The sequence below is a fragment of the Chromobacterium sp. FG22 genome, assembly GCF_057809415.1.
The window spans coordinates 1-21957 of sequence record NZ_JBMDJX010000025.1; the positions used below are offsets into that span (position 1 = coordinate 1).

Genomic DNA, 21957 nt, shown 5'->3' on the forward strand with positions numbered 1-21957 from the left:
AGGACAACAACTTAAGGCTCAATCCACGGTTTCGGGGGGATTTTAAGTGTGTGTGTCTGGCTGAGACTCGACAAAAGCAGGGTTACCAATAGGCCGATCACTGCCGGCTTTGATCATTGTTGGTGAACGGGGTGTTACTGCTATTCGACCAAAGCAGCCCTTCGCATATAGATAGAGATGACGGTTTTCCGATACGAAAGCAGCCATCTAAGAATCTAGCAAAACGGAGGGATTCACTCGCCATGTGTGAGCCGTACGATTTGCCGGGAACTCAGCGGTGGGGTATCGTTGAGTTGGGCCCAGTATCGAGCGATTCGGCGGTGTCGTAAGCTGCCACATATAATGGAGTACGGCGCAAGTGCTGGCTCGTTTTTCCCATCCAGAATTGCCTCCGAACAGAGTAGCAAGTAATGCCATGCAAAGCTCTCTGTATCCCGACGATCACTGAATACTGAGTGTGCAATGGATAATTTTGGCGCGCTTCCGAGATTAGGATGGAACTTTGTTCGAAAGAATCCGCATATGGGGTTGGCAGCGCTGCTCTTTATCGTGGGCATCATTGCTCTTCCAACAAAGCTTGCGATAATTTCAGGTGCTTTGTTTGGAGCAGGTGCATCCCTGCTAGGGGCATGGATAAACGAATTAAACGCGCGACGTTCTAAAGCCGAAGAAAAAACGCGAACTGAAGCCGACGCGCGGCGATACTTTGCCGCAGAACTGAACCGAACTATCCAGCAGGTTCTGTATATTCACGAACGAGCGTGCCCGAACTACATGGCAGCAGTAAATGAGTATATTTCGGTTGAGAACACAGTAAAACCGAACGATCTTCAGACTGATTTTCTTCCAGAGATGCCTGTATTGTATCCGAGTGCCCCACAATTTCGCGAATTGTCCGGTGACGACGCGACGGCTCTTATTGCCTTTTATGATTCGCTCCATGCACTAGATAGCTTCGTGAAGAACTGGTGGCAGAGGGAAGGGCAATTGTCGGTGAACATCTTCAATCAGATACTCCACCTTAGCGAAAGAAGTCTTTCTCTCGCGCTAGTGTGTATTCAGCGGTTCGACTTAGAGAAGTTGTGCCCGCCACAATATGAGGCTTGGGGAACATTGACGTCTCGCATCGTACGCTCGCGATCTTTCGCAAAAGAAATGCTGGAGAAACACATTGATCGAATCGAGGCCTATCACAAGCAGCCAAACGCATCGGTAGTGGCAGCAAATCCAGTAGCGCGGCGCGGCGCGACGTCAACCGGGCGCCATCGATAATCAAACCGGAAACCACCGATCGGACGACACTACCATTAGATTCAAAATAAGTCGAAATTCCGACACTTGTTGGGTTTCATTCAGTGGTCATCATTGATCAGATATTGCTGCATTGTCGACTGTACGCATACGTGCATAACAGCAGAAAGCGGCCGTTCATAAAAATATGCGCGACTGCTGACTTGGTTCAGGCATCTGCTTGCTCGAAAATCTTCAATGTATCCTCTACCTCTATGCCGAGGTACCGCACCGTATTTTCCAGCTTAACGTGACCCAACCCCAGCTGAGTCGCTAGCAGATTTTAGGTGTGTTAATAGATCAGTATGACATTAACCCACCTCATCCAGCAGGATTCCGTAGATTGATCATTCCAATCCTGCCACCTCAACCCAATGATGCACGATCCGTGTGTATTGGCATGTAGAGATATGAGACGAAAACTTGACCCTGCCAATGCATTCTTAATTATTCTCACTGCGTAACTTTGCGACCACAACAGAATAGAGAGAACAAGTATGAGCAATAAAATAATACTCCAAAGGAAATGCTTAAATTTTTCTTCGCTGTCATTTATGGCCGCCCCATACGAAAAAAGGCATATGCACAATTATGGCTGAAACAAAATTTTGTGTGTTTTGTGGAAAACCTCCAGAGTCAAAAAATAAAGAGCACATTCTCCCTAAATGGCTACTCAACTTGACAGGTGATCCGAGGCGAGTCGTAAATCTTGGACACAATTATACAACCGGAAAAAAGGTTTCCTTCGCTTGGCAAGCATTAGTTGTTCCTGCTTGTGAACAATGCAATAGTGAATATGCCGCTCTTGAAGATAGGATAAAACCAATTATCGAGAAAATCCTTAACCGGGAATGCTTACCTGCATCGAATTACGCTACTTTATTAGACTGGTTGGACAAGGTCCGTGTTGGTCTTTGGCTTGCATATCATTTAATACAAAAAAATCCAAATAAAATTTCACCAAAATTTCACATCAAACAGCGGGTACGTAAAAAAGATCGTTTGCTTGCCATATACCCCACACCAGGTCAAAAAAAAGGACTAAACGCATTTGGTGTTGAGACACCACTATTTCACCTACAGCCCTCATCTTTTTGCTTGAGGATAAATGACATTTTAATTTTAAATGCATCATCAGACTATTTAATTGCAAAGAGATGTGGCCTACCAGCTCCTGAAAAAATCGAACTTGACTTAGACATTAACTTGTTAAATCTTTCTAGATTCTCTCTTTCTAGAAAGTTAGAAGCAGAGATCCTGTCATATACAATTCAAAAACCCTCCGTATACATTCTACAGCCGATTATTCCTGCAATAGAAAATGTACTCCCTATTTTGTTGGCAGGAGAAAGAAATTCAGCCGACCCATATGTATGCCAATTCATTAATGGCGACCATTTTGAAGGCGTGGGAAAACTTATTGAGCAACTACCTGGAAAATCACGCCGCATAGATGACAATAATGAACTTATAAAATTCCAAAATATTACTGATCAAGATATGAAAAAAACTGGAGATCTTGTTGCTCAGGTATATGAACTACAAAATTGGTTGCAAAAAAGAATCAAAGCAGTATCCACAGACAACAATAGAACAATAGCCTGGAACAAAAAGCAAGAAGAGCTAACTCTAATAAATTTAGAGTGTGCAACATATTGTCGTGAATTGGGAATGGGGAAATCATGAAAATTTGCGACAGAGCAATTACACCAGACCTAAGCCAAATGCTAGTAATAGATATCCTCACACTACGTTCCATGAAGCCGCCTAACTATTCCGTTGAGAGGGTCTGCTTGCAAGCTGCGCATGCAAATCCCCTTCGTAGTTCCAGGAGCCCTAGTCACGTTGGCATTGAATAATTCCTTGGACCGGGATTCGTCACTAAACCAAGCAAAAATTCCAGGGGGCACATACGGAGGCACCATTAAAACAACCAACAATAAAAAACAATTAAAAATAGATTGTTACAACATCAATTCAATCCCTGTCGGGGCATTGGATAAGCGACGAAATAAAAAAGCAAATAAATTCAATTCATTAAACCACCAATTCGATTCCGTAAAAAGCTACCGATATTCCAGCCTCCTTGAGTTCAATCAGACTGAGCCTTGTCCAAAAATGTAATGACTAAACTGTCCCTGGACCAATTATTAAGATTGCACTTTTCGGATCATCGGCTGTACATCATCGGGTCGCTTCCGATTGATATGGCATCGTAGTCGCTACGGAAAATGCCGATCATTGGCAGGCACATTAATTTTTAGGTACACGGATAGGTACACGATTTCAGAATTTCAACAGACAATACATTTATTTTCAATGCGTTAAGTAAATTTAAAACATTCTGCATCGAAGCCCTCCCCTCCCACGTCGCCGTTAGGCCGCCAGCGTCACCCCGGGGTGGAAGGCTATCGTCGGCAACACCTCGTCCAGCACCTGCAAAAACGTGAAGGCGGCCGGCGACAGCGGCACGCCGCGCCGGGTGAACACGTGGACGTCCCGCTGTAGCTCGGCCGACTCAAACAAGCGGTAGGGCAGATCCCGCGCCGACGGATGGGAGGCCGCCAGCGCAGACAACACGCAAGCGCCCACCCCGGCGCGGATCAGGCAGAACTGCATGTCCAGATTGGTGACGGTGATCTTGCTGGCCACCTGCTGCCAGAGCTCGGGATGGCTGCGCTCCAGCGCGGACATGATGCTGGTGTCGCTTTCATCCTGCAGCAAGGGCCATTGCCGCAGGGATTGGCAGTTGAGCGGCCCCGCCGGCGGCTCGAAGCCCGGCGGAAACATCAGCCCCAGCCGGGCGGACAGCAGCTGGCGCTTGTCCAGCTTGTCTCCGGCCGCGCCCACATAAGAGCCGATGCCGATGTCCACCTCGCCCGATTCAATGCGGCGCACCACGCCGCCGCTGGTATCGTCCAGCAGACGCACATGGATGCACGGGTAATCTCTTCTCAGCCGTTTGAGCACCTCCGGCAGCACGCTGGACGCAAAAGCCATGCCGCTGGCCACGTAGACGCTGCCGCTGCTGCCGGCGGATTTTTCGCGCAGATCGGACAGCAGCAGTTCAAAGTCGTTCAGCAGCCGGCGGGCCACCGGCAGAAAGGCGTTGCCCTGCGTGGTGAGCGCCACTTTGCGGGTGGTGCGCTCAAACAGCGTCAGCCCGATCTCCTGCTCCAGCTCGCGTATGGTCTTGGTCAGCGTGGATTGCGTCAGAAACAGCTGGCGGGCCGCGGCGGTGAAGCTTTCGGCTTCGGCAACGGCCGAAAAGGCGCGCAGGTGGCGAAGGGAGATATTCATGACGAAGTGGAATTGATTGGCTTTATTAATTCATTTTACACCAATAACTTTCAACGCTTGCGCGTTTGAAGTTCACGCCCTTCATCATGGAACGGCCATCCCGGCTTTGCCGATAAAACTCAAGCGCAAGCCGCTGACGCCGGGTTTTGGCCGACATCGAATCCCCCAGATCGTCACCCACCGCAGGCCTCAGAACCTGTTCAAAGTCCGCTGCGCTTCAGCGGGATGGTTGAACCGCTTCTAAGGCCCCGCCCCTTTGGACGGCGTCAGGGTCCGGTATCGGCGCGCCCACCAGCGCCAGGCGGGCGGTAGTTACGTTGCGGAAGCCCGCCAAGAGATAACATTGCCGCGCGCAGAGATCTCGGCTGCTCCATTTCCCGGACGCCCACATCGCCAATAAGGCGGCGCGGGCCGGCTCGTGCTTGCCCTGCCATCGGCTCCAATAATAAAAGTCCGCCAACGCCCGCTTGATCTGCCGCTGAACAGCCGCGGTGTTGTCCGGATGGAGCGGGTTGCTGTCCTTCAGCGCAATCACTCCCAGGCGCATCTCGTAATCGACGATTAAACGCGCCGCGCCTTTGAGCGCCTCATTGTGTTGGATCAGCAGTTTCATCATGGCCATGCCCTCCCTGTCCAAGCGTCACAGCACGCCGTTGACGTGCTCCAGACCGCGTTGCAAACGCTGCTGTATCGGCTCCAGCAAGGCCAGCGCTTCCTCGCTGCTGAACAGCAAGGGCTCGTCGCGGCGTTCCAGCAAGGTCAGCAGCGCCAACAGCCCGGTGTGGGCGGCGCGCATGTCCATCACCCCGCTCAGCAAGGCGGAGTCCAGCTCGATATAGCAATCGTTCAGTTGGCGGCCCAGATCGCCCAGCAGCAGCACATTGCCGGCGGCGGCGGGCAAGCGCTGAGCGCAGGAACGCAGTTGCTCCATCACCGGCGCGGCGGCGGGTTCGGGGCGTTCTCCTGCGCCATGGGGACAGGCGGGAGGGGGCATTGCGGGGGGAAAGGTGGAAAAGGTCATCACGGTCTCCATGTCAGCTTTGGAAACCTGCCCAGGCGAGGCTGAGGCAGGCACGTGACAAGGGTAGAAGACCGGCTAGTTCTACAACGACCGGTAGCCCATGGGGCTCCCTGCCACGGCCCGCCCCGAATGGGTACGGCGTGGCAACAGACGTAACAGCGCCAAAGCGGACCGTTGTGTCTGCGGTAGAACTAATTTATGGGCTTCTACCCCCTGCGGCGTGAGATTGGGCACGACGCGGGACCAAGCCTAAACAGGCTGGCAGAGGCCGTCAAGGCGCTGGGGAGGCACGGGCCTCAGGCGGCAACCGCCGCCGCCACCTGCCGGCTCAACTGATGCAGACGATTGGCCAAGGGGCAGCTCAGCGCCAGTTCCTGCCGGCCGTGTCCGCGCAGCAGCAACGCCTGCCAGCTGCCGTCCGGGCCGGGCACCAGGCCGCCGCAGACGAAGCCGGCCTGTTGCAAGGCGTCCGCCGCGCGCGGGGCGTCCGGCCCCAGCGCCAGCCTGACGTAGACCAGCCGCCCGGCCGGCAGCGCCGCCACTTCCCGCAGCCGGCCGCCGCTGACGTCCTCCAGCCCCACGTCCAGCCGCCGGCCGTGGCTGGCGATGCTGAGTCCGCCGGCCGGCCCCTGCGCCGGCGGCGGCGCGCTGCCGAAGGCGCGGGTCAGCGGCGTCAGCCATTCCCGCCACGCTGCCGGCCAGTTCAGCGCCGGGATCGGCCGGCTTTGCAGCGGCAGGCAGCCCAGCACGATGCTTTCCGGCTGCGGCTGGCCAAACGGCGAGGCCACGTAGTCCAGCAGCAGGCCGGTGGTGTGGAAGCCCAGGGTCTTGGCCAGGCGCTGGCTCTGGCCGTGGGACGACACTTGCTTGATGGTGAGCATGCTCAGGCCCAGGGCAATGCCTTGGGCGCGCAGATGGCGGCCCAGCGCGGTGGCCAGGCCCTGGCCGCGCGCGTCCGGATGCACCACGTTGAGCGCCAGCTCGGCGCTGCCCGGACAATGCGGGTCGCGCCACAGCGCGGCGTGGCCCAGCACCCGGCCGCCGCTCACGGCGACGGCGGAATGCCAGCGGCCGGCGGCGTTGTGGCGGCGGATCATAGACGGCAGATACACGTCGGGATAGACGTAGTGTTCGCCGTAGATGGCGCGGAACAAGGCGCTGACGCCGGCGGCGTCGTCCGCCTGGAAATCGCGGATGGCGATGCTCATGCCGCCACCTCGTCGTAAGCGCGCTGGTCCACCACGCGCATCAGCTTGCCGGAACGCGGATGGGTGAGCATGGCCTCCGGCGCGCAATAAGCGACGTCCAGCCGCAGCAGGCCCTGGCGGCAGAGTTCGGCCAGGGCCGGCTGCGCCGCCAGCAACAGTTGGCGCAGCGGCTCCGCCGCCGGGGCCGGCGCGTATTCGCTGGCCACCCGCAGGCTGAGGGTGTCGACGCCGTCGCGGCGGCCCACCAGCAGCTGCCAGGCCAGCACGCCGTCCTGCCCCCGCAGCAGCGGGTCCAGTTCGTCCGGGAACAAGGACAGCGTGCAGACGCGCACGCGGTGGCCGCGGCTGGCGCGCCCTTGCAGCGCGAACTTGCGTTCCGGCCGCCCGGCCGGCTCGCGCCAGCAGGCCAGATCGCCGGTGGGATAGCGGATCACCGGCATCAGCCGCCGTTGCAGATTGCTGACCACCAGCAGGCCCTTGCGGTCCGGCTCCGTGATCGGCAGGCCGCTGGCCTCGTCGATGATTTCGACGATGGTGTCGGCGTCGAACACGCGGTGTTCGCCCTGGGCGCAATCCGGCCCGGCGGCGCCGATCAGGCCGGCGTCCACGCTGGCGCAGCCGATGGAGCCGATGCGGGCATTGGGAAACGCCCGGCCCAGCAGGGCCAGTTGCTCGGCGAACAGGCTTTCGCCGCCGTAAAGCAGGCAGCGCACGCCGGGCAGCGCGCGGCCGGCCTGTTGCAGCCAGCTGGCGAAGCGCACCAGCTGCACCGGCACGCCGGCCAGCACATTGATGTCCAGCGTGTCGATGGCGTCGGCCAGCGCCGCGTCCTCGACATTGCAGGTGAAGGGAAACTCCACCACCGGCGCCGGCGAGTGCGACAGCGCGCCGTGGATGAACAGCAGGCTGGTGTAGAGATCGCCGGCGAAGAACAGGTTGGCGACGCGGTCGCCGGGCAGCAGTTGCCGGCCCAGGCCCTGGCCGAAGGCGCGCACGAAGGCCTGCCATTCGTCCCGGCGGAACACCGACAGCTTGCCCTCGCTGGTGGAGCCGCCGGTCTTGAACACATGGCCGTCCGCCAGCGGGCCGCTCAGCACCGGCCAGTTTTCCAGCGGCTGGCATTGGCGCCAGTAGTCCGCCGGCTCGATCAGCGGCAGATCGCTCAGCGTCCAGTCCGCCGGCAGCTCGCGGTACAGCGCGCTGAAAAACGGCGAGTGAGCGCGGGCGTGTTCCACCAGCCGGCGCAGCCCGGCCTCCGTGGCGGCCTTCATCGCGCCGGCTCCGTGTTGCGGCGCAGGTCCAACACCAGCGGGGTCTTGCCGCTTTGCGGATGGCGCTGGAACTGGCCGGCCGGGGTGGCGATGACGTCCAGTTGCAGCAGGCCGCCGCTGACCACCTCGTTCAGCATCGGGTGTTGCAGCAGGCGGGCGCGCACCTGCGCGGCGTCGCCGTCGGCCAGCACCCGGATGCGGTCGCCGCCGCTGGCGGCGTGGTCCACCAGCCATTGCACAGCCAGGCCCAGCGGCGCGGACAGCGCTTCCGGGTTGACGAAGATGGTGCCGGCGCGCAGCAGCGCGCCGTGGCGGCCGGTGAGCTGGAAGCGCGGCGCCGGCAGGCCGCAGCCGCAGCGGCCGGGCAGCCAGCGGCCCAGATCGCCCAGGTCGTAGCGCCGCACGCTCTGGCCTTCCCGCGCCAGCGAGGTGAAAGCCAGGCGGCCGACGGCGCCGGGCGCGGCCGGGCGGTCGCTGTCCTGCTCCAGGATTTCCAGCCACTGGATATCGGCCAATAGATGGAATTCGCCGTCGCGGCCGTGGCCGCAGGCGTGACCCAGCGGGCCGGCGTCCACCGATCCGTACATCGCGGAGCGGATCAGCTCCACGCCGAAGCCGGCCAGGAACTGGCGCTGGCCGTCGCTGATGTGTTCGCCGCCGCAGAACAGCTTGCGCACGCCGCCGTAGGCGCGCAGCGCGGTTTCCTCGCATTCGAACAGGCGCTGCAAGGTGCCCGGCATCCCCACCAGGGTGTTGACGCCTTGGGACACGATGAAGTGGGCGATCTGGCTGAAGTCGTCGTCCACCGGGCCGCCCATCGGGTATTGCGGCACGCCCAGCTTGTCCAGGATGGTGAAGAAGCTGAGCATGCCGCCGTAGAGGTTGCCGCCGTAGAGCAGATTCATCACCCGGTCATGCGCCGGGTCCAGGCCGGCGGCGAGCAGGCCGTCCGCCGCCGCCTGCATCTGGCGGTGGTAGTCGCGGTAGCTGAAGCCGGCCAGTTTGGGTTCGCCGCTGCTGCCGCCGCTGCGGAAGAACAGCTGGGCGGCCGGCCCCATTTCGGCTTGCTGGAAGGCCGTTTTGTCCATCACCGGCAGCGCGTCCAGGCCGGCCGGCGGCGGCGGCAAGGCGTCCAGCGTCGCATGGCCCGGCAGTTGGCCGTCGCGCAGGCTGACCGACACCCGCCGCGTCAGCCGGCTCAGCGCGTACACGCCGTCGTGCGGCTCGCCGGCGTAGCCGTCGTGCATCGCTCCCGCCGGGCACAGCCGGCCGACGCCGGCGTCCAGCAGCAGGCGGCTGAGCGCCGGCAGCTGTTCCGGCGCGGCGATCAGCCCGCAGCTTTGCAAATGGGTGCGCCAGGGCAGCAGCAGCTCCACCAGCCGCGCGCGCGGCGCCGGCCGCAGTTGCAGGGTGCGGAACAGCGGCGAGGCCGCCAGTTCCTGGCGCTGCGCCCAGGCCACGCGCCAGCCCTCGCCCTGCTCCACCGCGCCGGCCACGCCGGCGAAAGACTGGTCCAGCCGCAGCATGGCCAGCTGGCTGGAGATTTCCGCGGCTTCCTGCACGTCCGGCTGCAAGGCCGGCCAGGCCGGCGCACGCCGCGCCAGCGCGGCGGCCATGGCCTGGGCCGCGCCGCGCAAGACGGCTTCGTCCTCGCTGTCCACCAGCAGGCATTGCGGGCTGGAGCAGGCTTGCTGGTCGAAACGGCAGACGTCGTCGGCCAGCGCGTCGTAATCGGCCTCCGTCGCCGCGGCCGGGTCCAGGTAGGCGAAGCTGATGCGGTGGCCCCAGGGTATCCAGCGGCAGCCGGCCGGCACTTGGCGGCGGATCGCTTCCAGCGCGGCGTCGCCGCCCCAGGCGGACACGGCGTCGGCGCGGGCCAGCAGGCCGGCCAGTTGGTCGGTGGCCAGCGGCAGCACCGCCACGTGGGCGGCCAGATCGCCGGCGGCGTCGTGGCTCAGAAAATCGGCCAGCAGCCGCGCGCTGCGGCCTTGGTCGCTGCCGCTGGGGCGCAGCCAGTTGACGTTGCCGGCCAGCAGGCTTTCCAGTACCGCCATGAAGGGCAGCAGCGGCGCGTTGGCCGGGGTGATGTGGGCCACCAGGCCCAGCGGCCGCCAGCTTTCGAAGCGCGGCTGACGGTAGTCGAAGCGGCGCAGCGAGAAGGCCTGTTCGCCCAGCTCGCGGCCGACCTTGGCTTCCAGCGCCTCGCGCCGGCAAAAACCTTGCAGCGCGTCGACGGCGGCGGCATCCAGGCCCAGGGCCTCCGCCCGTGCCGGCAGCGCGGCGGCGAAGCGCTCGGCGCAATCCAGCACCGCGTCCAAGGCCGGCGGCCGGGCCAGCGCGGCCGGCAGGCCGGCTTGCAATTGCGCCAGCGCGGCGGCGGCGTCCGCGGCGGCGTTCAGTGTTCCGTTCAATAGATACATATCAGGATTCCTTGATCAATTCGGAGGCGGCCACCGCGCAGCTGCGGCTCTTGCTGGTGCCGGCGCGGCCCAGCAGTTCGAACCAGTCGGTGGCCAGGCCGCAGCCGCAGCTCTCGGCCGGATGCAGCACGGCCAGATCGCCCATCACGATGCAGTGGGCCGGGCTGGAGGTGATGTAGGGCGACAGCAGGTTGAGGAAGCCGGCGGCGCCGTAAGGCTGCGGCCGCAGGCTGGCGGTGTCGCGGATCACGGCGCGGGCGTAGCTGGGCAGGTGGAAGCGGTGGCGTTCGCATTCCACGTAAGGCACCGGGTGCTCCACCGCGCCGTAGCCGTCGCGGCAGCGCGCGTCCGGAATGCCCAGTTGCTCGCCCAGCCGCCGGTACAGCTCGGCCTTGGGAATGGCGCGGTCGGCGTGGGTTTTCCAGCCGCCGCCCAGGAACACCAGCGATTCCGGGTGCAGTTGCAGCGGCGGCAGGCCCAGTTCCCGCATCCGTTCCAGCGCGAACCACAGGAAGGCGGGGAAGCCCAGCATGCGCACCGGCAGGCCTTGTTCGGCGAAGTCCTGCAAGGCGCGGATTACGCCGAAGGGATCGAACTCATTGCCGTGGCCGTTGTGGCGCAAGGCGTAACAGGCCTGGTTCACCGGCGCGTACTTGCACAGGAATTGGTCGGTGTAGGCGGTGCCCAGGGTGATGGCGCCGGCCGGCTCGTAGCTGAGCAGCAGGTAGTTGCACGGCTGTTGCGGCGTGTCCCAGCCGTAATGCCGGAAGATGCGGTCCACCATGCTTTGCGCCGCGCCCAGGCTGCGCGCGTCGTAACGCATGCGGCTTTTCTGGCCGGTGGTGCCGGAGGAGGTCAGCTCCAGCGCGTCCTGGCCGGCGGCGCTCACCACCAATTGGCGTTTGAAGTAGTTGGCGAACAGCGGCGGCAGCCGCGACCAATCGTCCAGACCGTCCAGACCGTCCAGCGCGGCGGCGTCCAGGCCGTTGGCCTGCAGCCAATGGCGGTAGCCGGGCGTGTGTTCGCAGTGGTAATGGCTCAGCTCGCGCATGGCGGCGTCGAACAGACGGTCGCCGTCGGCATCGGCGCGATAAGGGTGTTCCAGCGCACACAGCGCGTCGACATGGTTCAGCATGGTGGAGCTCCGGGAATGAGGAAGGGGATTCAAGCCGCTTGCAGCGCGTAAGCGCGCTGCTTGAGCAAGCGCCACAGCGGCCAGGCCGCCAGGCCGGCGCCCAGCGCGGCCCAGCCGGCGAAGGCTTGCAGGCCGGTGCCTGCGCCCAGCCAGGCCAGCGCGCTGCAACCCAGGCCGAGCAAGGCGGTGGAGATCATGCCCAGCATCGCCGCCACCGCGCCCTTGCCGCTGTCGCTGGCGTAGAGGGTGAAGCGGTACAGGGTGGCGTGGCCCAGGCCCAGGCCGAAGGCGTACAGCGTCAGGCCCGCCGCCAGCGCCGGCAGCGCGCCGCTGGACCAGGTCAACGCCAACATCGCCGCCAGGCCGCCGAACAAGGGCAGCAGCGCCAGCCGCAGCACCCGCTCCAGCTCCAGGCGCGCCGCCAGCCGGTTCAAGGTCAGATTGCCGGCGATCAGGCCGCCGAACACCGGCAGCTGCCACAGGCCGTATTCAACGCCGGACAGGCCCAGGCCGCGCATCAGCAGCAAGGGCGACAGGCCGATCCAGCCCACCAGCGGGATGGACAGCAGGCCCAGCGCCACGCTGCCCTGCATGAAGGGGGCGTTGCGCAGCAGCGCCGCGTACTGGCGCGCGCTGCGGCCCAGGCGCAGCGGGCTCGCCGCCAGCCGGCTGCCGTCGCGACGCTCCGCGCCCAGGGTTTCCGGCATCCAGCGCCACAGGCCGACGGCCACCAGCGCCGCCAGCGCGCCGATCAGCGCGAACAGGCCGCGCCAGGGCAGCAGGCCCAGCAACAAGCTGCCCAGCAGCGGGCCGACCAGCGGCGACAGCAGCGCGATATTGGCCAGCAAGGCCATCAGGCGCACCGCGTCTTTTTCCGGAAACGCTTCTTGCAGCGCCGGATAGCTGACCACCATCACGAAGCCCAGCGACAGGCCCTGGATGAAGCGCAGCAGATTGAACAGCTCGATGTCGCGGCTGCCGACGGCGGCGAGACAGGCCAGGGCGAAGCCGACGGCGCCGGCCACCAGCAGCGGCTTGCGGCCGTAACGGTCGGACAATGGGCCAATCAGCCATTGCAGGGCCACCCCGCCCAGCAGATAGGCGTTGAGCGCGGTGGGCACGTGGCGGGCGTCGGCGTTCAAGTCCGCGACGACTTGCAACATGGCCGGCATCACCATATCGCTGCCGATATACGTCAGCAGTTCAAAAGCGGCCAGCAATAGGCAAAAGCCTAACGCCCGGCCCCGGGAAATAGGCAGCAGGGATTGAATTGAGTTTTGACTCATAAAATATCTAGGTAATTTAATGGCGGCCCTATAAAAAACACGGACCATTTAAAACCGACAATAAAAAACGACGCGGAAAAGTGAACTGCGCGGCATTTGTTTCGGTGATCAAGTAGCGCCGAAGAATGACATCGGCGTACTTAGAAGGGGCGAGATTATAGACAGGCTTGCGAATTGAATTGACTGCCCTATTGGACAGTTATCCTAGAGTAAATATATTAATATCCAAGTTTGGCGACGGATATTTATACAAATAAACCACAACATAAAATAATATGCAAATGGCAAGTCAATTAATATTTGGAGGGACGATTCCAATCAAAACCACCAATGGATTGAATGATGATTTTCCAAATCAGAATTTAAACCGCGTCGCCTCATGCCGGCGGCCAGCCCGCAAAGAGCTCGTTTTCATTGCTTTGCAGCAAGCATGACAATGGATTCCCATGGTTAAAATGTCATCTTCACTGACATCCCCCATGCCTTCAGGAGCCCATCCCCATGAGATCCGTCCTGCCCCTTGCCGCCTTCCTGTCCTTGTTCTGCGCCGCGCTAGCGCTGGCCGGCGCGCCGCCGGCGCTGGTGGTCACCGGCCAGATCAAGGTGTCCAATCAGACCCGCGCCGGCGAATACCACTTCAGCAAGGCCGATCTGGAGCGCCTGCAGCAGCGCACCATCCAGACCAAGACCACCTGGACGCCGAAGTCGGCCTTTACCGGCCCCACGCTCTCCGCCATTCTGCGCGCCGTGGGCGCGACCGGGCGGCCGGTGGAAGTGGTCACAGAAGACCAGTACAAGGTGGTGATTCCGCCCGGCGACCAAAGCCGCTATCAGCCCATCCTGGCGCTGCGCATCAATGGCCGGCCGCTGGAGGAGATGGGCTTCAGCCAGTGGATGATGTATCCGCTCAACGACTTCCGCGAACTGCAAACCGCCGACATCGACGCCAAGCTGGCCTGGCGGGTGAAGGCGCTGGTGGTGCGTTGAGCGCGGCGTAGCGCTTAGACCCGCTAACAAAACCCCTGATGCTGCGTTGCGCCGACTTGCCTCAGCCGTAAAACTGAGTTTTGTTAGCGGCTCTTAAGCCGCTAACCAAGCGCTGATGCCGCGTTGCGCCGATTGGCCTCAGCCGCGAGAGCGGTTTTTATGAGCCGCTTTTAGCCGAATTCTCGACTAAAAATGTCAATGCGCTGAATAAATCCAGTTAGTCCCAAGTAAATATTTACCTGAATAAAATAAGAACTTTGGAATAAGAAGCGGACTCCAGTGGGTAGGCTCCCGCCCTTCATGCCGGCGGGAGCCAGGGCGCAACCCGCAACTGGACAGGCCGTGCCCTGCGCCCGCAGCAGTCCGGCATGGCCTGATGGAATAAGAGAAATATGCACGCATTTAAGCTCAGTTCCTGTCTGTGGCTTGGCGCCGCGATGGCCGCCAGCCTGCCCTCTCTGTCCGCCTTCGCCGACGCGCCGCGCCAGCTAACGCTGGAACAGCGCGGCGATCCGGGGGAATGGCTGCTGGCGCACCGCCGCGGCTTCCTCACCCATCCCACCCAGTCCACCGGCTATTGGGCCCGCAAGGGCGAAGCGCTGAGCGTCAATATCGCCTATCAGGGCACGCCGCCCAATCTGCCCCCGGAGCTGTGGCTGGTGCCTATCGCCAACGCCAACAGCGCCATGCCGTCCAATCAGGTGGTCCAGCTGCGCCCCGGCCTCAATCAGATCACCGCGCAGAACGACGGCGTGATCTATTTCGCGCCGCGCAGCCAGCCCGGCAGCGGCAAGATCGTGGCCACGCTGCAAAGCGGCGGCCGCGAAATACCGCGTTTCGTGCTGGGTCAGCACAGCAGCGCGGACTGGAACGCCATGCTGAACCGCCTGTCAGCCGAGCCCTACGCGGAGCTGGTGGGCAAGCGCATGATCGTGACCATGCCGCTGCCCATCCTGCGCCAGCAAGTGGACGATCCAGCCGCCGCCATGACGCTGTGGGATCGCATCGTCACCCTGGCCGAGGAACAATACGGCCTGGCCGCCGGCAATCCTTACCCGCACGCGGCGACGCCGTTCCAGTACCAGTTCGTCACCAAGCCGGACAGCAGCGGCGGCTATATGTCGGCCAGCAATTACTGGCTGGGCACCAATGTCGGCGGCGCCGGCTCGGTGGCCAACTCCAAATTGCTGCAGCAGGACGGCTGGGGCCCCTGGCATGAGCTGGGTCATCACTACCAGATGCCGGCGATGACCTGGAACGACCAGACCGAGGTGACGGTGAACCTGACCTCGCTCTATGTGCAGCGCGCCTTGGGCCAGCGTTCGCGGCTGGAAACCGGCGGCAAATGGGACCTGGTGCGCCAGCACCTGAACCAGGCGCAACCGTCTTACGAGGCGCAAACGGACTTGTTCGTGCGCGCGGCGATGTTCTGGCAGCTGGACCTGGCTTTCGGCAAGGACTTCTACAGCCGCCTGGGACAGCGCTACCGCAGCATGCCCTTCGCCGAGCTGCCCGCCAGCGACGAGGACAAGCGCCAGCGCTTCATCATCGAAACCAGCCGCGTCGCCGGCCAGAATCTGACCCCGTTCTTCGACAAATGGGGCTTGAAGGCCAACTCGAGCACCCGGCAAACCGTGAGCAGCCTGCCCGTCCTGTCGCAGCCGATCTGGCTGAACCGCGACGAAAACCTGCTCTATCGCTATCCGCTGGAACAGCAGGGCCTGGCCGGACGCGTGTCGCTGCCGGCCTCCGTCAACGCAGGCGGCACGTTCAACGTGGAGGCACGGGTCGTCAACGCCGGCGGCAAGACCCTGCGTTACCAGTGGCAGGTGCCGACCGGTTTCGGCGGATCCCCCGGCAATGGCGCGACGGCGACGCTGACCGCGCCCGCTCAGGCGCTGCAAGGCGCGTACGCGCCGATACGCGTCACCGTCAGCGACGGCGTCACCCAGATGACGCTGGGCAGCGCCATCCAACTGCGCCGCCCCGGCGCGCAAGGCTACGACGCGATGATTCTGGCCGCCTACAACAAGGGCGCGCTGCAAAAATGGAGCGAGAGCCGCGCGGGCACGCCGGGCGACGTTTACGTCTACGACAACCCCTACCGCAACACCCGCGACTACTTCCAGCTGAAAACCGCCAGCTACGGCTATTTCCCGACCGAAGGCGGCAGCAACGCCGGCTGGCAGTTCCTGGACAGCTACAACGGCGCCCCGCTGTCCGCCACCCAGTCCTACGATCTGGCGATATTGACCGCGCAGCGCAAGAGCCGCCTGAACAGCTGGAGCGACAGCCGAACCGGCACGGTGGGGGACGTCTATGTCTACGACAACCCCTATCGCTCCACGCGCGACTACTTCGTGCTGAAGAACGCGAACTACGGCTACTTTCCCACCACCGGCGTCAGCAACAGCAATTGGACCTTCGTCGGCTCCTATGACGGCAGCCAGTACCTGACCCCGTAAACCCGGGTTCCGCAACCGGCGCCGGCCTCCCTCGTCGAGGCCGGCCCGGTCGCCCGGGTGACGGCATTGGTCGCTCCCGTGCGCTACTATTCGGTGCCGCCCGCCTAGATTGGTCCTTGCGCTCCGGCTCCCTCCGAGTCCGCGGCGTCGACATGGCCACGGCCATGCCTTCCAACCCAGCGGCCCGGCGCTGCCCGTCGGCAACGGAACCGCTTGCGGGAGAAGCCGACATGAAACTCTCCACCCCCTGGCTGGCGCTGCTGTGCGGCGCGCTGGCCGCCCAGGCCTGGGCCGCGGAGCCGGAAAGCTGTCGCAAGATACGCTTCGCCGACATCGGCTGGACCGATATCGCGGCCACCACCGGCCTGGCCTCCGCCGTGCTGCAAGGCTTGGGCTACCAGCCCAGCACCCAGCTCGCCTCGGAACCCATCGCCTTCACCGGGCTCAAGAACCAGCAGATCGACGTGTATCTGGGCTACTGGGTGCCGTCGCAAACGCCGGCCATCACGCCCTTTCTACAGGCCAAGGCGCTGCAAGTGCTGCCCGAGCCCAATCTGAGCGGCGCCAAATACACGCTGGCGGTGCCCAGCCAGCTTGCGGAACAGGGCCTGCGCACCTTCGCCGACATCGCGCGCTTTCGCAAACAGCTGGACGGCAAGATCTACGGCATAGAATCCGGCAGCCAGGGCAACGCCATCATCAAGCGGATGATCGCCAACAACAATTTCGGCCTGAAAGGCTTCACCCTGGTGGAGTCCAGCGAAAGCGGCATGCTGGCCGCGGTATCCCGCGCCATCCGGCAACAACGCATGGTGGTGTTCCTCGCCTGGGAACCGCATCCGATGAACTACCTGATGCGGCTAAGCTATCTGGCCGGCGGCGACCAGGTCTTCGGCGCCGAATACGGCGGCTCCAAGGTCTATACCGTGGTGGCCAACGGCTTCATGCAGCGCTGTCCCAACGCCGGGAAGCTGATCAGCCAGCTGCGCTTCAGCCTGGACATGGAAAACCAGGTGATGAACGCCATCCTCAAGCGGGTCCCGCCCGCGCGCGCCGCGCGCCAATGGCTGCAAGCCAACCCTCAGCCGCTGGAACGCTGGCTGGACGGCGTCTCCTCCTTTGACGGCAAAGCCGGCCTGCCCGCGGTCCAGGCCTATCTGCGCCAAGGCGAAGGGAACGGGCCATGAACCGGGACATCGTGCTGAGCTGCGCCGTCACCGGCGCCGGCGACACCGTGGGCAAGCACCCGGCGATACCGGTCACGCCCAAGCAGATCGCCGCCGCCGCGGTGGAGGCGGCCCGCGCCGGCGCCACCGTGGTGCACTGCCATGTGCGCGACCCGCTCACCGGCAAGGGCAGCCGCGAGCCGGCGCTGTATCGGGAGCTGGTGGACCGCATCCGCGCGTCCGGCGTGGACATGATTCTGAACCTGACCGCCGGAATGGGCGGCGATGTGGAGATCGGCCCCGGCGAGCGGCCGCTGCCGCTGGGGCCGGGCACGGACCTGGTCGGCGGCCTGGAGCGCCTGCTGCACGTGGAGGAACTGCGCCCGGAAATCTGCACCCTGGACTGCGGCACGCTCAACTTCGGCGACGGCGACTTCCTCTACGTGGCCACGCCCGGGCAGTTGCGCGACGGCGCGCGACGCATTCAGCAACTGGGCGTCAAGCCGGAGCTGGAAGTGTTCGACACCGGCCACCTGCGCTTCGCCAAACAATTATTGAGCGAGGGGCTGCTGGACGCGCCGCCGCTGTTCCAGCTCTGCCTGGGCATCCCCTGGGGCGCGCCGGCCGACACCACCACGATGAAGGCCATGGTGGACAGCCTGCCGCCGGGCGCGCAGTGGGCGGCCTTCGGCATCGGCCGGCTGCAAATGCCCATGGTGGCGCAAGCGGCCTTGCTGGGCGGCCATGTCCGGGTGGGGCTGGAAGACAATCTGTATCTGGCCAAAGGGGTGTACGCCAGCAACGGCGCGCTGGTGGAACAGGCGCGGCGATTGCTGGACCTGATGGGCGCGCGGGTGCTGACGCCGGCGGAAGGCCGGATCCGCCTGGGCCTGCCGCCGCGCGGCGTAAAAGGAGATTGAGATGCACCGTACCGACATCGCCACCCTGGGCCTGCTGGGCGCCGGCGTCATCGGCGGCGGCTGGGCCTGCCGCGCGCTGGCGGCCGGCCGCGACGTGCTGGCCTGGGACCCCGCGCCGCAGGCCGAAGCGCGTCTGCGCGCCCAAGTGGAGCGCGCCTGGCCGGCGCTGGAACGCCGCGGCCTGGCCGCCGGCGCCGCGCCCGAGCGGCTGCGCTTCGTCTCCCGGCTGGAAGACTGCGCCGCCGCCGCCGACTTCATCCAGGAAAGCGCGCCGGAAACGCTGGCGCTGAAACGGGAGCTGCATCGCCGCGCCGACGCGGCCGCGCCGGAGACGGTCATCATCGCCTCTTCCACCTCCGGCCTGCTGCCTTCCGAGTTTTACCAGGATGTCCGCCGTCCGGCGCGCTGCGTGGTGGGTCACCCCTTCAATCCGGTCTATCTGCTGCCGCTGGTCGAGGTGCTGGGCGGGCGCGACACCGCGCCGCAGGCGCTGGACGCCGCCGAGCGCGTCTATACGGCGCTGGGCATGCGGCCACTGCGCGTGCGTCACGAGGTGCCCGGCTTCATCGCCGACCGGCTGCTGGAGGCCCTGTGGCGGGAAGCGCTGCACCTGGTCAACGACGGCGTGGCCACCACCGGCGAAATCGACGACGCCATCCGCTTCGGCGCCGGCCTGCGCTGGGCCTTCATGGGCACCTTCCAGACTTACGCCCTGGCCGGCGGCGAAGCCGGCATGCGCCACTTTCTGAGCCAGTTCGGCCCGGCGCTGCAACTGCCCTGGACCCGGCTGCCGGCCCCGGACTTGAGCGAGGCGCTGATAGACCGGGTGGTGGACGGTTGCGCGCGCCAGCTGGGTCAACGCTCCATCGCCGATCTGGAACGCTATCGCGACGACTGCCTGATTGGAATCATGGAAGCGGTGGCGGCCGCCAAGCGCAAGCATGGGCTGGCCGCGCATGAATAAGCGCCTCGTTCTGCTCCGCGCGCAAACGCGGCCGGAATGGCTGGACTACAACGGTCATGTCCGCGACGCCTATTACCTGCTGGTGTTCAGCCACGCGGTGGACGCGCTGATGGAGCGCATCGGCATGGACGCCGCGGCGCGCGAGCGCGGCGGCCACACCCTGTACACGGCGGAGCTGCATCTGCGCTATCTGCGCGAAATCCGCCAACAAGCCGAGCTGAGGGTGGAGGGGCGGCTGCTGGAGCACGACGCCAAGCGGCTGCGGCTCTATCTGAGCCTGCATCGCGACGAGGAAGCCGACGCCGCGGCCGGCTGCGAGCTGATGCTGCTCAATGTGGACCCCGGGCTGGGCCGGAGCGCGCCGTTCTCCGCGCCGGTGCGGCACAGCCTGGACGCGCTGGCGCGGCGACACGCCGGCCTGCCCTGGCCCGAGGATTGCGGCCGCCGCATCGAGATGCGCTGAGAAGCGGCTCACGCCTCGCGCCGCTCCGTCCCCGGCGCGCAGCCGAAGCGGCGGCGATAAGCGCGCGCGAAGTAGCTGGCGGACTCGAAGCCGCACGCCGCGCTGACCTGGGTGACGTTGAGCCCGCTCTGGCGCAGCAAGCGCCGGCCGTGTTCCAGGCGCAGGCCCAGGTAAAAGACATTGGGCGCCGCGCCCAACTGGGCGCGGAACAAGCGTTGCAGCTGACGCGCCGTCACCCCCGCCCCGGCCGCCAAGGCCGCGCTGTCCAGCGGCGCGTCCATATGTTTTTCCATCAGGGCCAGGGCCTGGATCAGCTTGCGGCTGTGCACGCCGTAACGCGCGCCCAGTTCCAGCCGTTGATGATCGCTCTGGGCGCGGATGCGCCCCAGCACGAATTGCTCCGAAACCTGCACCGCCAGATCATGGCCATGGCTGCGCGCCATCAGGGCCAGCATCATGTCGATGGAGGCGGTGCCGCCGGCGGAACTGATGCGCCGCGGCCCCAGTTCGTAAAGCTCCTGCGTGGCGTTGAGCAAGGGATAGCGCTCGCGGAACGCCGGCAGCGCCTCCCAGTGCAGGGTCAGCCGCTGCTGCCGGAACAGTCCGGCCTCGGCCAGGACGAAACAGCCGGTGTCGATGCCGCCCAGCACCCGGCCGGCGGCGTCCTGAGCGCGCAGCCAGGCCAGCAGGCCGGCGCCGCCGTGGCGCAGCGGATGAAAGCCGGCCACCACCAGCACCGCGTCGGCCGCCTCCGACTCGCCCCAGCCGCCATGCGCCGCCAAGGACATGCCGTTGCTGGCGACCACCGGCTGGCCATCGGCGCTCAACAGCCGCCAGCGATAGGCGCCGCCGTGAAAGCGGTTGGCCACGCGCAAGGGCTCGGTGGCCGCCAGCAAACCCAGCATGGAAAACTCGGGCAGCAGCACAAAGCTGAAATCCCGCATGCTCAGCCCTTGTCCGCGGCAATGATGAAACCCATGGCGCGCCTTCGTTAAACATGTTTACAATCAACAGCCTACCGTTCATCCACTGAAAACGGCAAGCCGACGCGCGGCGATCCACGCCGGTCCGCGCCGCGCCAGCCAATGGGACAGGTTGCCGATGCGGACATTTCCAATACCATATTGTTTCCATGGTTTTTTTCGGAACGGTGAATTTTTCCGCCCGCGCCGCGCCAGGCCGTCCGATAATGACCCACTGGCCGCAGTCGGCAGCGCGGGGCCGCCGACGCCCGTTCGCACCTGTTCATCATTGTGAAACTCAAGTCTCTTTTGGCTCTGGTCTGCCTGCTGGCAGGCATGCAGTGCGCGGCGGCGGAGCCGACACTGGTCTTCGCCTACAATCTGTTCCCGCCCTGGAAGACCATGGACGCCCATGGCGTGCCGCAAGGCCCGTACACCGAGCTGATGCGGGAGGTGGCCAGGCGCGCCAAGCTGCGGCTGGTCTTCCTGCCCTGCCCGCTGGCGCGCTGCCTCCAATACCTGCGCCAGGGCAAGGCCGATGTGGTGATCGGCGTGAAGAACACCGCCTCCCGTCGCGAATTCATCGACTTCATCGAGCCCGCCTTCGCCAGCGGCAGCCGGCTGGCCCTGTACCAGCGCGCCGACGACCCGCGGCCGCTGCGCAGCTATCGCCAGCTCTATCCCTTTTTGATCGGCGTGGTGGAAGGCGTCCGCTATCAGGACGAGTTCGACGGCGATCTGCGCCTGCGGCGCGAGCCGGCCCCGTCGCTGGACTCCAACTTCCGCAAGCTCAAGGCCGGCCGCATCGACGCCTTGATCGCCGACGAGCGCCAAACCGCCGAGCTGGCCGCCGAAGCCGAATTCCGCCAACACGTGAGACGCGCGCCGCTGCTGCTGTATTCGCCGGAGCCGCGCCGCATCGGCCTGTCTCCGCGCTCCCCGTACAAGCGCCGCATCTCGCTGGCGATGCGCTCCATGCTGCAGGACGGCACCGTGGCGCGGCTGCTGGCGGAAGCCCAGCGGCCGGCCTCCTAGCCGGCCCCGCCGTCGCGCGCGCGCAACAGCCGGCGCCCGCCTCCGCGGCCGCGCGCGCCGGCTG

The 21957-nt window shown here is 64.0% G+C and carries 18 protein-coding genes; 9 read left to right on the forward strand and 9 right to left on the reverse strand.

Annotated features, from left to right (window positions below; translation table 11 throughout):
• Positions 1-462: 462 nt before the first annotated feature.
• Both ACODSD_RS19570 and ACODSD_RS19575 read left to right on the forward strand, forming a co-directional pair.
• Positions 463-1272: a hypothetical protein gene (locus tag ACODSD_RS19570; RefSeq protein ID WP_488878103.1), complete on the forward strand. Its 810-nt coding sequence runs from the start codon at positions 463-465 to the stop codon at positions 1270-1272.
• A 609-nt stretch (positions 1273-1881) separates the two neighbouring features.
• The gene (locus ACODSD_RS19575) at positions 1882-2976 is read left to right on the forward strand and encodes a hypothetical protein (protein ID WP_488878104.1); all 1095 of its coding nucleotides are present in this window, start codon (positions 1882-1884) and stop codon (positions 2974-2976) included.
• Positions 2977-3666: 690 nt separating this feature from the next.
• Here the strand turns inward: ACODSD_RS19575 and ACODSD_RS19580 are convergent.
• From ACODSD_RS19580 to ACODSD_RS19615, 8 genes are all read right to left on the reverse strand, one after another.
• Entirely contained in the window at positions 3667-4590 is a 924-nt protein-coding gene (locus ACODSD_RS19580) for a LysR family transcriptional regulator (protein WP_107801104.1), read from the reverse strand.
• Between the two features lie 217 nt (positions 4591-4807).
• Positions 4808-5206: a hypothetical protein gene (locus tag ACODSD_RS19585; protein ID WP_488878105.1), complete on the reverse strand. Its 399-nt coding sequence runs from the start codon at positions 5204-5206 to the stop codon at positions 4808-4810.
• A 24-nt stretch (positions 5207-5230) separates the two neighbouring features.
• The gene (locus ACODSD_RS19590; protein ID WP_227106066.1) at positions 5231-5611 is read right to left on the reverse strand and encodes a hypothetical protein; all 381 of its coding nucleotides are present in this window, start codon (positions 5609-5611) and stop codon (positions 5231-5233) included.
• A gap of 296 nt (positions 5612-5907) precedes the next feature.
• Complete coding sequence (locus ACODSD_RS19595; RefSeq protein ID WP_488878106.1) at positions 5908-6819, reverse strand: GNAT family N-acetyltransferase; 912 nt, start codon at positions 6817-6819, stop codon at positions 5908-5910.
• A complete protein-coding gene (locus ACODSD_RS19600; protein WP_488878107.1) occupies positions 6816-8090 on the reverse strand; it encodes a phenylacetate--CoA ligase family protein in 1275 nt (424 codons plus the stop codon). Before ACODSD_RS19600 ends, ACODSD_RS19595 begins: the two co-directional genes overlap by 4 nt.
• The gene (locus tag ACODSD_RS19605; protein WP_488878108.1) at positions 8087-10510 is read right to left on the reverse strand and encodes an acyl-CoA reductase; all 2424 of its coding nucleotides are present in this window, start codon (positions 10508-10510) and stop codon (positions 8087-8089) included. The genes ACODSD_RS19600 and ACODSD_RS19605 overlap by 4 nt, the downstream gene beginning before the upstream one ends.
• A 1-nt stretch (position 10511) precedes the next feature.
• Positions 10512-11645, reverse strand: coding sequence for a LuxE/PaaK family acyltransferase (locus ACODSD_RS19610; protein WP_488878109.1), 1134 nt, complete (start codon positions 11643-11645; stop codon positions 10512-10514).
• 29 nt (positions 11646-11674) lie between these two features.
• Positions 11675-12865, reverse strand: coding sequence for an MFS transporter (locus tag ACODSD_RS19615; RefSeq protein WP_253315151.1), 1191 nt, complete (start codon positions 12863-12865; stop codon positions 11675-11677).
• A 567-nt stretch (positions 12866-13432) separates the two neighbouring features.
• Between ACODSD_RS19615 and ACODSD_RS19620 the strand changes: the two genes are divergently transcribed.
• The 6 genes from ACODSD_RS19620 to ACODSD_RS19645 all read left to right on the forward strand — a co-directional run bounded on the left by ACODSD_RS19620 (position 13433) and on the right by ACODSD_RS19645 (position 19896).
• Positions 13433-13918, forward strand: coding sequence for a putative pterin-binding protein (locus ACODSD_RS19620; RefSeq protein WP_488878110.1), 486 nt, complete (start codon positions 13433-13435; stop codon positions 13916-13918).
• A gap of 392 nt (positions 13919-14310) precedes the next feature.
• Positions 14311-16383, forward strand: a complete 2073-nt coding sequence (locus ACODSD_RS19625) for a M60 family metallopeptidase (RefSeq protein WP_488878111.1) — start codon at positions 14311-14313, stop codon at positions 16381-16383.
• A 230-nt stretch (positions 16384-16613) separates the two neighbouring features.
• A complete protein-coding gene (choX, locus tag ACODSD_RS19630; protein WP_488878112.1) occupies positions 16614-17570 on the forward strand; it encodes a choline ABC transporter substrate-binding protein in 957 nt (318 codons plus the stop codon).
• Positions 17567-18469: a 3-dehydrocarnitine:acetyl-CoA trimethylamine transferase CdhC gene (gene cdhC / locus ACODSD_RS19635; RefSeq protein ID WP_107801498.1), complete on the forward strand. Its 903-nt coding sequence runs from the start codon at positions 17567-17569 to the stop codon at positions 18467-18469. Before choX ends, cdhC begins: the two co-directional genes overlap by 4 nt.
• A gap of 1 nt (position 18470) precedes the next feature.
• The gene (locus ACODSD_RS19640; protein WP_107801499.1) at positions 18471-19433 is read left to right on the forward strand and encodes an L-carnitine dehydrogenase; all 963 of its coding nucleotides are present in this window, start codon (positions 18471-18473) and stop codon (positions 19431-19433) included.
• Complete coding sequence (locus ACODSD_RS19645) at positions 19426-19896, forward strand: thioesterase family protein (protein WP_488878113.1); 471 nt, start codon at positions 19426-19428, stop codon at positions 19894-19896. Before ACODSD_RS19640 ends, ACODSD_RS19645 begins: the two co-directional genes overlap by 8 nt.
• Positions 19897-19904: 8 nt before the next feature.
• On the opposite strand, the gene ACODSD_RS19650 is transcribed toward ACODSD_RS19645, so the two are convergent.
• Complete coding sequence (locus ACODSD_RS19650; protein ID WP_488878114.1) at positions 19905-20840, reverse strand: GlxA family transcriptional regulator; 936 nt, start codon at positions 20838-20840, stop codon at positions 19905-19907.
• A gap of 327 nt (positions 20841-21167) precedes the next feature.
• Here ACODSD_RS19650 and ACODSD_RS19655 point away from each other — a divergent pair, with 327 nt between their 5' ends.
• Positions 21168-21893, forward strand: a complete 726-nt coding sequence (locus ACODSD_RS19655) for a substrate-binding periplasmic protein (protein WP_227106043.1) — start codon at positions 21168-21170, stop codon at positions 21891-21893.
• Positions 21894-21957 lie beyond the last annotated feature (64 nt).